Source organism: Arthrobacter sp. M71 S08 (assembly GCF_059089725.1).
Window position 1 is genome coordinate 24,869 of sequence record NZ_JBNHEY010000005.1, and the last position, 12,549, is coordinate 37,417.

Here is a 12,549-nt window from a genome sequence, read left to right on the forward strand (position 1 = left end):
GCGTGAGTGCGTCGACGAGGCCGGGTATCGGTGCGATCTGCTATCCGGGCGGTGTTACTTTCCGAACATGGGCTCCTTTCGCGATCGCGGTCCGGGTGGAAGATTCAGATCACCGATGGGCGGGCGGGGGAGGGGACCTCAGCAGTGAGGGAAACGGGTACTGGTCGATCGACGTCGAGGGGGCGCGAGCCGGAGATCAATATGCCTTCCTTCTTACTTCCCGCACCGGCGAAGTTCTTCGCAAGGCTGATGCTCGCGCGCGGGCGGTGGTCAGTTCGATCGGCAACGCGATCGTTTACGCGGGCAACGCATACTCCTGGGGCGAAGAACGCTTCACCACACCGTCGTGGAACACCGCCGTCATCTACGAGTTGCACGTCGGCACCTTCACGACCTCAGGCGGTGGACCGGGCACCTTGCGTTCTGCAATCCAGAGACTAGATCATGTCCGTGACCTCGGAGCGAATGTGGTCGAGATCCTTCCCGTCGGAGAGTTCGGCGGGTTCCGCTCTAAGGGGTACAACACCATGCTCCCGTACGCGGTCGAGAGCGACTACGGCGGCCCGGATGCCCTGAAGGACTTCGTGCGCGAGGCACACAACCGGGGCTTGGCAGTGGTTCTGGACCTCATCTACAACCATTTCGGCGCTGCAGACCTCGAGCGAAGCCTATGGCGATACGACGGATGGTCAGAGAACGGGTACGGGGGTATTTATTTCTACAACGACTGGCGTGAAGCCACCCCATGGCAATCCCCCCGCCCCGATTACGGCCGTCCTGAAGTGCAGGACTTCATCGTCGACAATGCGCTGATGTGGCTGGAAGAATTCCATCTCGACGGTCTTCGGTTGGACCAGACCGTGCAGATGTGGTCAGCGTCCGGTGAACGGCTCCCCGACGGATGGCGTCTTCTGCAGAGAATGAGCGACACGGTCCATTGGCGCCAGCCATGGAAGATTCTGATTGCCGAGGACTTCGCGGGCGGCGACCGGATTACTGATGCAACGTCACGGGGTGGAGCAGGCCTCGACGCCCAGTGGGACCACTTCGTCCACGACGTTCGTTCAGTACTCACGCCAGTATCGGACGAGGAGCGCGATCTCAGCCGCATTGCGCGAGCACTGACGACTACGAGCAGCACTGGCCCCTATGCTCGGGTTATCTACACCGAATCACATGATGAAACGAGTAACGGTAGGCAGCGGTTGCCGGAAGAGATCTCACCCGGGGCGGCCGACAGCAGACCAGCGAAAAAGCGTTCGACCCTTGGCGCTGCCCTCGTGCTGACCGCGCCCGGCATCCCGATGCTCTTCCAAGGCCAGGAATTCCTCGAGGATCAGTGGTGGAGCGACGAGAGGACCCTCGATTGGTCGAAGAGCACGACCCGATGGGGGATCCTCGCGCTGTATCGGGACCTCATACATCTCCGCCGGGACTGGTTCGACACGACACGCGGCCTCTCCGGTGACGGGATGCACCTGCACCACCTCGATCACGCAGGGAAGATCGTCGCCTTTCACCGGTGGGACCGCGGAGGACCCCGCGACGATGTGGTGGTGGTCGCGAATTTCGGCGCTGGCGCTCACCAAAGTTATCGAATTGGGCTACCCCGAGGCGGGCGCTGGCGAGTGCGGTTCAACAGCGACTATATCGGATACGATTTTGGGTTCGGCAACGTTCCGGGGCATGACTCGGACGCAGATCCGATCCGCTGGGACGACATGCCCGTTTCAGCCCAAATCGGTATCGGCGGGTACAGCGCTCTGATTCTGTCGCAGGACGAGTAACGGAGGTTTTGGGAGTGAGCGGTGTCGCGGGCGTGGACCGAGGCATAGTTCCCACTGCATGCGAGGGTTGACTCTGAGGTGCTGGGTCACTAAACCGATTACACGCACTGAAATGCTGGCTAGACGAGCGGTGGTATGAAATGTCCCGACGAGGGTCAGTCACCGAGGCGGCCCGATGAACTTCGCCCCGCAGAACTTTTTCATCGGTCTGATGGATTTCTTTTCCATCTTGCTTCCCGGCGCGCTCCTCGCCTATTTGGTGATGGATGAGCTCGGTCCGGTCGTACTCGAGGACCGATTCGCCGTACTGGCGGGCGCGGAAGCATGGGCCGTCTTCCTGTTTTCGAGTTACCTTCTCGGCCACCTTGTCTTCCTGCTCGGGTCTTTTTTAGACCGGATCTACGACTGGCTCCGCGCCCGTACGTTGGATCGGCGGATCACGCTCGTCGCCCGGAGAGGGAAATTGCACCGGTGGCCTACCCGCATCTGCGTCTCCTTGGTGTTCAAGCGCGAGCGCAGTCAAGCGGTGCACCGAGCGATTGAACTCAAGGAAGAAGCGCTGGCGGCCGTGCAGGCAAAGGACGCGATAAATGCGTTCCAATGGAGCAAGGCGCTTCTTAACATTGAAAGCCCGCAGAGTATGGCCGTTGTGCAGCGGCTTGAGGCCGACTCGAAGTTCTTTCGCTGCTTCACAATTGTGCTTCTGCTCCTGCTTGGGTCCTTGCCCTTCCAAGGCACCTGGTCGTTTGCCGGCGTCATCGTCCCCCTGGTTCTGCTCGTTCTGGCCTTGTGGCGCTACATGGAGCAACGCCACAAAGCGATCAATCAGGCCTACTGGTCCGTCATCACGCTAGTGGCCAAAGATGCCAAGAATTCCTCTGCAGATTCGGAGTCAAAGGCCCTCAGTCCGACGCGGGTGAGGTGCGCCGTGTTTCGCGTCCGACGAGGCAAAGTTAAGTATTTGCTTCTGGAAGCAGAGGATGACCCTACTAAGTGGGTGCTGCCCGAGGGCACCGTGGCACACGATGAACAGGATCGGGAGGCAGCCGTACGCGAAGTGTACGAAGAAACGGGAGTGTGGGCCCGAATCGTTCACGATTTCGGTTTTGACTCCGCCCTGATCAACGGCACTGACGCTATGACTCACTTCTTCTTGATGGAGGCGATTGGCTGGGGACTGCGCAAGGACAACGTACGGCGACTCGCATGGGTGGATCCGCTGACCGATGCACGTGCCGACCTCGCCGAGACGCGAGGGTCGGTTAGAGCTGCGGAGCAGCAGAGGCTGCAAACAGCGGGCGAATACCATGAAGACGGCGGCACAGACGGCCAGGTGAGGAGCAGATGACCATAGGGGAGTACCGCCGCAGCCGGGTGCCCACAACGCCGATCATGGACAGACGCCACCTTCAGATCGGCGGAATAGCGACCGGCGGGCAGTTCGCCACTACAACCACGCTGAGGCTTCGGTGCCACTCTCCGGGGCTAGCGGTAACGTTGTGAGCGGATTTACCGGGTGTTCCATCAGGCGCCGCATAACGACGGCTACAGCAGCTCCCTGGACCGGCTGGCTGACTCCTTAACGGAACGAGCCCGATGAGCAGCTTCCTAGGCCTGATAACCATCTACCAAACGGGGCCCGGCCTATGCTGCCGGTCGTATGGGCGCTCATCATCCCGCTACTCAAGCAGGTCAACGCGAAGCTTGCCGGTGATGCCAAAGAGGACGAGGTGCTGGTCGTTCATGACGCTCTGGAGGGTCTGCTTCCGTAACGGAAGCGGCCAGTGACAGCCCCTACAGCGCTTCGGCGATCCTGCGGTTGCGTGCCCGGATGAAGTCATTGCTGGCTTGCTGGTACTGGAGGTATTCAGCCTTGTTTTTCGGTACGGCCGGCGTCCTGAAATCAGCGAACGGGTGGAAGAACCGGATGGTCTGGCTGCCATCCTCTACGAGATCCTGCAGCAGGAAGAATTCGACGTACCCGCGGAAGTCACCGAACAAGTCGAAGAAGTCCTTATATCTGAGCAGGACATCTCCCAGCGGGTTCGGCTGCACTCCGAGATAGTGGCGGCGGATGCACTCCAAGGTCAGGTCGGGTCGATCGGCGACTTTGGCGAGGAATCCCCGTGCGCCATTGATCGTCATCATTCCGCCGACCCTGCTGCCCGGAAACACGATGGCGCTGCCGACTGTGTAGCCGAGGTCCTCTGGTAGCTCCCCGTCCGCGATCTCACGTATGACACGCCCCGCCCGTTTCTTCAGCCTAGTGGTGAATGCATCACTGGCGAGGAAAAAGACGCCCCGGGAAGATCGGTGGACGAGATGCGCTCCGCGCTCCGGCGAAAGGTCAAAGCGCCCTCCGGTGGGCAACTCTTTGCTCCACAGCAGCTGGTGGTACCGGCGCAGCGTCAGACTGTACCTGTCAGGGTCCTTGCCATCCGAGTCTGAATGGAACTCGAAGGATGTATCAATCCCTGCGGTCATCTAAGCGGCCCCCTGAACCCCGTTTTTGAATCCGACGTGTGGATTCCACTGCTCGTCAGCGTACCTTCAGAACAGCACTTTGGGGGAGGTCTACGCGACAGGCTACTAGGGGAGGGCGCACTGGCCGCAAGCCGCAGCGGATTTACAGTGCACCAACACGTCGACTCCGTCCTCGCCGACATCCCGGACAACGGGTTGGTGGGAAGCGCGGAAACACCTCCGCATGTTCCTCAGTGAAGCACCCGTTCGCGGGGCTCACTCTCGTCGAGAAGTTCGTCCAGGCTGAGCAGCTGTGGGAAGTAAAAGATCGGCGCCGCAGCCAGCCAGTTTTTCACCCCGCGCCGCAAGGCAGCAGCAGGGCTTGTCCGCTCGCCGAACGCCGGATAAACAGGGTCGGACACTGAACTGCAGTGTCCTGCGCCTCGACAATGAGGACAAGCCCGACTGGGAAATGCCAGCTCCGACGTAGCCCAGGTCTTCGCCGCCACCGGCTATCCGGCAGGTGGGACCGATGGGGTTCGTGCAGTCACCATCGACTGCATCGAGGCGATCCTTACCGTCTAAGCGGTGTTGTTGGCGGCCCCGGGTTAGAAGCCGCAGACCTCGGAGACGGTGGCTGCTGGGTCACTGATCCTGGACCCCGCCGACTGCATGACCTCCTTGCCTTCTGACGCAACTTCAGCGATTGTGACGAACAGCTTACAAAGCCTGCTGCCCTACGGGATTCAGGCATTGTCACCCAGGATGAGAGTTCACAAAGAAGAAGGCCGAGCTGCTGACGCGCCTCTGACCAGCCCCATTCAACCATTGGCAGGGCCGGATGGCATACGTACCAAGAGACGTGTACTACACCACCTCGCGGAGCAGACCCCTTCTGAGCCCCGCCCCAACGTCATCAAGCTTGTACGCAAGACGGTACCGCCGCTCGGACACCACTGAATGAGATCTTCCAGCCAGTCCTTGCGGACGGATGATGCGCGATTCTCCCGACGCTCTCTTCAAGGGTCGTGCAGTCGGCCGTAGCCGTACGCACTTTGGGCATCCTTGACGCGACACTTCTCAAAGACGTATACCGCGACGGTATTGATCTCGGTTGCGGGCTAATCTAAGAGCCGTTTGGAAGGACCGTGCAGCTCGCTAACTGTGACCGAAGGCTTGTTCACACGGGAATCATTCTGTTCATGCGGTGCGGGACCGGGTAGCAACGCAGGACTGTCTGAATACCTCAGCCCTCACCACGGGCAATTGCAGAGAGGCGGCCACCACCCGACACCGATCCGTGGAAGCCTTGTCCCGGGTGGTCTATGCAACACAGGCGTTACTTGAGGCGAAATACGAAGAAGTGCAGGCTTCAGCCTGTATTCTCCATTCGAGGGACTATATCCGATTTGTTTCTGCCTGCCCGGGGCAACACGTTACGCATGTGAACAATGTCAGGCAAAGGAGGATGGTATGAGCGGTCAATCCACAGGCGGCCAGACCACATCCCTGTTTTCCCGCCTCCTCTGCTGGTTGGAGGGAGAGTTGGACGCCGGGCACTATAAAAAGCTAATGACATGGCCCTGGGCAGTGTTCGTCGGTCTAGGTGGTCTTGGGATAATCTCGAGTTTCAACGACCCGACTATAGCAAAACTGCTTATTGCTCTCGGAATTGTCTTATTCATGGCTTACTGGGCCTTAATTGCTCTCGGTGTAACTATCCGTAGCCGGCAGCGTAAGGTCAAGCACGATGAGGACATGGCCGAGCTTTCCCGGAGTCTCCATTCTGTGACCGACCGAGCCGATAAATACGCAGCTGTTCTAGTCGACTCTCAGAATAGCGATCCTGATCGGTTCAGGGTCCGTTCATGGGCGGAAACTCACTGCGTGGACGGCGGGGGGACCGCCGTCATCGTACGCGATCTTGTGCTCGAAAGCGGTGAGAAGCCCCTCGCCGTGGTGTCCTCAACCCTTCAGTCTGATAATCCGCTGGCTAACGAAGACTCAGTGAAGTTCGAAGCCTCCCTTTTGACGGACGAGGGTGACACCGGAATGTCGATCCCATCTACTTACGCTTGGATGGACTCCTCGGTTGCTGGCGAGCAACCGTACATGCGCGTTTTTCTACACTATGCAGACCATATCGCTGCGCGCTCTACGGTTCAGGTCAGGATGCGCTGGGAATGGCCAGGATATTACCGCATGTTTACTAATGGGAAACCAGAACGCTGGTACATCCGGTTCAGACGCAACTGCGATCACCTCAAGTATCGACTCAATCTGTCGCCCGACTGCATAATTCCGGCCAGCTTGAAGACACATCGGATGGGCAGCACGCCTCCGCTCAAGGTCGTCCCTCAGCCAGACGGCTCCCTTGATGTAATCTTCGAGCTGGCAGATGCGGATCCTGGGTCAAAGTACGGCTTCCGCTTCGAAGGAATTCCGAAGACCTAAGAAAAGATAAGAAACAGAAGGCCCCGAGCGAAACTCGGGGCCCTTTTTCATAGTTGTGCTGACTGTTATTCTCCGCTTGCACCGCGAGCCATAGAGGCCCCCTTTCCAGCTGACTTTTGCGAACCATCCTACCACCGATAGTATTTAGCGCTACTGTCCGTCCGGGCAACCCCTCCGACCTCTACCTGAGAGAGATATTCGGACACCGCCAGTATCGCTTGTCCAATCGTCAACTGCGGCAGACACGCCAATGGGTTGAGGCATCCGCAGCAGCCCTTGAACTCTAAACTCCGTTGATGGTTACTCTGCGGCAGACATTTGCAGGATGATTTGGGCTGCGACTTCGTCCGGCTGAATTGGACTATAGAGGTACGCGCTGTGCACCTGGCTGCTGACAGCGCTTCTACCATACTCGCAGTCTTTATGAGGCGGACAACGGACTAGCACGCGTTTCCACATGACGGTTTGCGGCTTGAGTGGCTCGTGGATGGTGCAACCGTCGCACGCCGGTGCAGAAGGACAGGGGCAAAGATGTCATTGCTCGGAAAACTGGAGAGGTTGTCTTCATCGAATGCAAAAATTGGCATGGTCGTGTGAACTCCGACGTTGTGGTTAGTAGTCGCGGATGCCGCGAACAGCCGCCCGTCGTGCATCGACGAGGGCTTCTTTAAGCAACGGCTCGTAGATCTCTATGCCGCGTCGGCCCAGGCGGACGATGTCCTCGTCGTCGGAGGCGGTGAGGTCTCGAAGAGTGTCGAGTATGGCTGCGTATCGTTCGTGGTCCTCGCCTGAGAAAGTCCCGACTTCAAGGGTGTGGAGGAGGTCGTCGGACTCGGGGTTGAGGGGCCGGAGCATGGTGGCGAGGGTGTCGAGTGGATAGCGGTGTCCGAATTGGAACTGGAGTGCGCCAAGGAGGTCGCGGACGGAGATGTTGAAAGTGGGTTCACTGACCGTTTCGGTGATCCAATCGATGTCCTTGCCTGCGATGAGCCAGAAAAGTTCGCGCGCTAGTTCCGTGTCTCTGACTTGCTGCCAAAGCTTGTTCCGTTCGGCGGGGGTGAGGAGCTGGACCGGCTCTTTCCATTTGTTGAGGTCTCTGTACCTGCTGCGCTTCGTGGTCGTGGCGTGCTGCGTAAAGACTTCGATGAAGACCTCGGGTGAGGCCTTCGCGAGTGCATTGAGCGCTTGGGTGTGGATGTGGTTGTGTCTGCTGTTTTCAGGGACGGTGTAGGACTTCATGGCGTTGAGCCAGTCCGGGTCAGCCGGTGGGGGGTCGTTGTCGTAGGCCCATTCGGCGGCCCAAAGTGCTGCCGCGGTCCCGCGGACTTGATCGCTGGGGTGGGTGAACAGCGCGTGCCTGGTTGGGACGGGGGCGTGTTTCAGCGCGAATGCTGACTCGAGTTGTTGGACGTCACGGGGGGCTGGTTGGTCGACGACCCTTTGAATAAGGGACGAGTTCGTCGATTGGCCGATGACGGCGCTGATGACGCCGTGTCGGCCGTTAGAATCCGCGAGTAGTCGGTCGGCGATCGCGGGGGTGAGTTGGTCGGTGCGGGCGCATACGTCAATGAGTGCTGAAGCTGATCCTGCAAGGCCGTGGTCGATAGCCGCGGTGAGCCATTTGGTTGGTTCCGGGTCCGGCCGGTACGCGAGACGTGCGAAAACTCGCCAGGTCCCTGAGGTCGTTTGGCCGGCGGTCGCGAGCTCGGGCTCGTGGGCATTCAACCACTCCATGAGGGCGTCGGGTGCCTGTTGCTGGAATGGAGCGAGAGCTTTATCGAGTGCGGCTTCTTTGCGGCGCCTGATTTCGTCGTAGGGGGTCAGGCGTTCGCGTTCGTTAGTAAGAGCTGCGAACAGTTTGTCTGGTTCATCGAGTTGGATCTTGAGGGTGCTTGCCGCTTCGTTGAACCGGGCTCGCACGCCGGGGGTGGTGATGGCCGGGGCGAGGGTGTTCGCAATGTTCCTCGCGATGCGTTTACCGGCGTGCACTTGGGCGTTGTTGGTCGTGCCGCCGAATGGGAGGTCCCATCCATTCGCGATCCGCACCCATTTGTCGAGCAGGTCGATCAGTATGAGTTGGGCGGCGGGCGTTAGCCCGGGGGTGCGAGTTGCAAGTGCCGGCTGAATGGCGTCGTACAGCGTTTCCATCTCAGTGGCGGACCATGTAAACGACTGCAGGATGAACTGGTGCAGGACCTCGGGGTTCATGTAATTGCCGTCGAACGTCGGGGCGAGGATTTCGCAGGTGAGCGCTGCCCAGACGGTGTCGATGAGGTCGGCGTCGGGCACGATCTGGAGTGCTTCGATGAGTTTCAAGAGACCGGCGAGCTGGGGTTGGTCACCGCTGCGCGCGTCGCGTACTTCTTCGACTAGATCGTTGACCACCGGCTTGATGTCGCATCCTGCGTCTTCAAGAACGGAGAGCGTTTTGACGAAGGTACCAGCGACACCGGGAATATTACTTTCCACTGCGTCTGCGACGCGTGCCGCCAAGAGCTTCGCTTCACTTTCGGCAGTTGTAGGATCACCGGCGTCGAGCAGTGTCTTGACACGGGCTAGGTGGATGTCCACGACAGCTTGCGCTTGTTCGGAGCCGAGTTGGCCGAAGCTTCGTAAGAGTTCGACGTTCTTCTTGGCATCGGGCAGCACAGCAATGAGTTCGGCGGTCGTTGGCACTCTTGGGTGGGCTGCGCCGAGAAGTTTCGTGTAGATCTGGGTCTGCATGATTTCGGCAGCCATCTCAGGGAACGTGTTGTGGACGTCGCGCAGTGGGACGGGTGAGGCAGTGCCGGAGAAGTAGACCTCGGATGCGAGGCTGGCGGCGATGATGTGCGGTCGAACGCTGTAGATCTCGGTGTGTTCTATCTGCTGGGTCTCATAGTTGTAGTGGTTGTGGTCCTGGACGTCCACCAGGCCTGCGATCGCAACGGACCGGATGAGTCGGATGAGCTTGGCCTGCCGAATCTGTAGGAGGTCGGCCAAGCGGCGCAACTGGTCGTCGTTGACCTGACCGATCAGTGCCAGGGTGCCGAGCACATCAATTGCTTCTTCTGAGGCGTTGGACATGCGTAGGAAGACGAAGATCTGCTCTCGCAGCGCGTTGCCAGTCCATACGGACTCCCAATCACTTTTGTGAATGAGGAGGTCTGCAAGGTTCAGCGCCCAGGCTGGGCGGCCATTGGCTTGTTCGAGGAGGTGCACGATCACTGAAAGCCGGGTGATGCCGCGTTCGCGGAGTATTGCTCCGAGCTCTTCGCGGGTGAGGAGGTCGACCTCGAATCGGACCGAGTGGGTGAGGTGATCTGCGACCTGGTCCGTTTCGTGCGGCCAGCACGTTGCGATGATGCGGTAGTCCAGCTTCTCCGCGTCGCGCAGTTGACGGAGCAGGTCGACGTCTTGGAGTCGTGCGCCGGAGTCGTCGACCACGACCAGGGAAGGCTTGGTTTCGATGAGGTCGTCGAGAAGTCGTTCAGGCGTGGGTTGCCGGTTGAGGAACAGTGCGCCGTCGAGTTTGCTGGCTACATGGCTCTTCCCGACGCCTGGAACCCCGAACAGGATCACGTCGGAGTCGGACTCGTTCACTTTGGCGATGAGGGCGTCACGTCCGATGGTCGATCGTTGTTGTTCGTCGGGTCGTGCCCCACGCGGTTCACGCGAGAAGCTGAACGGTCCGCCCTCGATGCCAAGGATCTTGCGTCGCCAGTCCGGATTCTCCCGGAACTGGTTCGCGAACCACGCTCGGTCGTAGACCTGCACGAGTTCACAATCGAACTCCTTCGCAATCTCTCTGAGCTTCTCGCGCTTCGACCTGTTCGCCTCGGCGAGGTTGACCACGACGACACGCTGGACGGGGACTTGGTTCTTTCGCATCGACCGCAGGCTGTCTCGCAGGCTCCGGTTCGCACCGTCCCAACTCCGCGAGGACGTGATGATGAGACCGGTAATCCGCGAGTCTTCGGTGATCTCTGCGTCAAGTCCGAAGTCGGAGCCTCCGGTTATCGGTACGAGCCCGGCGTGAATAGGACTGAGTAAGGAAGTCGTACAGTCTTCAAAATCGTGCGGATTGATCCTGGCACGCGCATCGGAGAGGCGTCGGTCGATGCGGTCGAGTAAGTTCACCTCAACCACCTCGGCGCTGACGTGCATCCGAACTGTTTGACGGGCCCCATGGAGCGAGTTTATGCGCGAGCGGCGACATCACCACATCCACCTCTTGTGGTTGAGTAACATGCAATGCCGTCAGATGGCAGACGCGGTACTTCTCGAAAGACGTGTACCTAGACGGACTTTTGCCCGTTCCCACTAGATCAGGTTGAGGGGTGGAGAGAGTTTCCAGCGCAGCGCCCAGCGACCCCAGATCTGCACACTGCTAGCATCCGATTCCGCCGAGGGGGCCCCTCAAGCCCTTCAACAACGACGGCTCGCTGGTACCCTAAGTCGCCAGCGATGCCGCAGCATTCATAAACGTGGCAGCGTTAATGCTCACACACGGCTAGGCGGCTTTGAGCGAGGTCAGTACATGAGGGGGAAAGCAATGCCTGTGTCCACGTCCCAGCGTCTTGAACGGCCGTCGGTCATGCCCTATCGAGAGAAGGGAGTCCGCATGCTCGCAGTCGGTGTGGCTGCCTTGCTCACCTGTACAGCATTGACTAGCTGCGCCGGTGATGACGCTGACAAGCCCACTTCTACGGCGACTGCTGAGCCTGAACTGAGCCAGCAGGAGCTGAAGAAGAAAGCTTTCACCTCGGCCGTAAGGATAACCGCGCGAAGCTTCGATTCTTACTCGGACGATGAGCTCGTGTACATGGCATCCGGTTTGTGCGGTCAGCTGAATGTCGAGTCGCTGGAGAATTTGTACGCGATCCACGTCGCCGATGTGGTGCTCGGTTCGCCGATTACCGTTGACGATTATGGTTCCTTCGCGGGCGCGGCCATTCCGTCCTACTGTCCGGAGCATGAGCCGAAGCTTGATTCTTTGATAGTGACGTTGAACGGGGAATCCGAAGGCGCGGGCGAGTCGATCGAGGCCGAGCCGTTGATCGGCTACGGCTGTGACCGATACACCAGCGAGGTTCCCGATGGTGACGGCTCGATTGCCAGCATGAAAGATCAATCCGCCCCAGAAGCAATATCGAACAACCGGTTCCTGACGTCGCTGGCGTCAGCGATCTCGGGTGAGATCCATCAAGAAGTCGACCTTGTGGATTGGCTTGAGGGCCAGCCGCTCACAGTTTTTGCCCCCACCGACGACGCCTTCAGTGCCGTTGCTGAGTTCGATGAGGCTACCTACGATGCCCTGGTAGCTGACCCTGAACTGCTCTCCTACGTTCTGCTCCACCATGTGGTCGAGGGGAAGAATATTTACCCAGAAGACATTGTCGGGACCCACACCACGGTCAACGGTGCCCAGGTGACGGTCAGAGATGAAGGTGATCATTTGTCCGTCGACGGTACGGGACTCGTTTGCGGTGTGGAGACCGCCAACGCGAACATCTACATGATCGACTCGGTCCTGATACCCGCCGATCTGCTGCCAACCGACCAGGCGGGTGAGGCGTCGGCACCTGAAGGCTCCAGCGGAAGCGCGTGTGTGGGTACGATCTACACCTACACGTATCTCGAACCGGGCGTATCCTGCGACGAGGCGAAGTCCATCCTTCAGACGGTACTGGATACGGGTGAGCCGTTTGGGGCCCGTAGCCAGGTCACTACTGAGTACGAATGCTATGAATCCAGTTCGGTCGAACGGCGCGATGGCTCCCCGCACATGATGTGCTGGGCTCTGACCCCGCAGGGCTCCCGCGATTACATAGTTTTGGAGGCTAATCGCCGGTAGTCGTTGCGA

General features: G+C 59.4%; 9 protein-coding genes. 6 read left to right on the forward strand and 3 right to left on the reverse strand.

Translation table 11 applies throughout. The features are described from left to right. Nucleotides 1–2: 2 nt before the first annotated feature. The 3 genes from AC5RTB_RS11425 (at nucleotide 3) to AC5RTB_RS11435 (ending at nucleotide 3,559) form a co-directional block, all read left to right on the forward strand. Nucleotides 3–1,787, forward strand: coding sequence for an alpha-amylase family glycosyl hydrolase (locus tag AC5RTB_RS11425; RefSeq protein WP_494061197.1), 1,785 nt, complete (start codon nucleotides 3–5; stop codon nucleotides 1,785–1,787). A 175-nt stretch (nucleotides 1,788–1,962) separates the two neighbouring features. Next, entirely contained in the window at nucleotides 1,963–3,135 is a 1,173-nt protein-coding gene (locus AC5RTB_RS11430) for an NUDIX domain-containing protein (protein ID WP_494061198.1), read from the forward strand. Nucleotides 3,136–3,433: 298 nt separating this feature from the next. Further along, the gene (locus AC5RTB_RS11435) at nucleotides 3,434–3,559 is read left to right on the forward strand and encodes a hypothetical protein (protein ID WP_494061199.1); all 126 of its coding nucleotides are present in this window, start codon (nucleotides 3,434–3,436) and stop codon (nucleotides 3,557–3,559) included. Between the two features lie 22 nt (nucleotides 3,560–3,581). On the opposite strand, the gene AC5RTB_RS11440 is transcribed toward AC5RTB_RS11435, so the two are convergent. Then, nucleotides 3,582–4,271 carry a DUF6994 family protein gene (locus AC5RTB_RS11440; protein ID WP_494061200.1) on the reverse strand — a complete coding sequence of 230 codons (690 nt, stop codon included), beginning with the start codon at nucleotides 4,269–4,271 and terminating at the stop codon, nucleotides 3,582–3,584. Nucleotides 4,272–4,501: 230 nt separating this feature from the next. Beyond that, nucleotides 4,502–4,672: a hypothetical protein gene (locus AC5RTB_RS11445; RefSeq protein ID WP_494061201.1), complete on the reverse strand. Its 171-nt coding sequence runs from the start codon at nucleotides 4,670–4,672 to the stop codon at nucleotides 4,502–4,504. A gap of 1,051 nt (nucleotides 4,673–5,723) precedes the next feature. On the opposite strand from AC5RTB_RS11445, the gene AC5RTB_RS11450 reads away from it, so the two are divergent. Then, on the forward strand, nucleotides 5,724–6,704 hold the full coding sequence (locus AC5RTB_RS11450; RefSeq protein ID WP_494061202.1) for a hypothetical protein: 981 nt from the start codon (nucleotides 5,724–5,726) through the stop codon (nucleotides 6,702–6,704). A gap of 509 nt (nucleotides 6,705–7,213) precedes the next feature. Continuing rightward, the gene (locus AC5RTB_RS11455; RefSeq protein WP_494061203.1) at nucleotides 7,214–7,375 is read left to right on the forward strand and encodes a hypothetical protein; all 162 of its coding nucleotides are present in this window, start codon (nucleotides 7,214–7,216) and stop codon (nucleotides 7,373–7,375) included. Here the strand turns inward: AC5RTB_RS11455 and AC5RTB_RS11460 are convergent. After that, nucleotides 7,317–10,574 carry a hypothetical protein gene (locus AC5RTB_RS11460; RefSeq protein ID WP_494061204.1) on the reverse strand — a complete coding sequence of 1,086 codons (3,258 nt, stop codon included), beginning with the start codon at nucleotides 10,572–10,574 and terminating at the stop codon, nucleotides 7,317–7,319. The genes AC5RTB_RS11455 and AC5RTB_RS11460 overlap by 59 nt on opposite strands. A gap of 664 nt (nucleotides 10,575–11,238) precedes the next feature. On the opposite strand from AC5RTB_RS11460, the gene AC5RTB_RS11465 reads away from it, so the two are divergent. After that, nucleotides 11,239–12,540: a fasciclin domain-containing protein gene (locus AC5RTB_RS11465; RefSeq protein WP_494061205.1), complete on the forward strand. Its 1,302-nt coding sequence runs from the start codon at nucleotides 11,239–11,241 to the stop codon at nucleotides 12,538–12,540. Nucleotides 12,541–12,549: the final 9 nt, after the last annotated feature.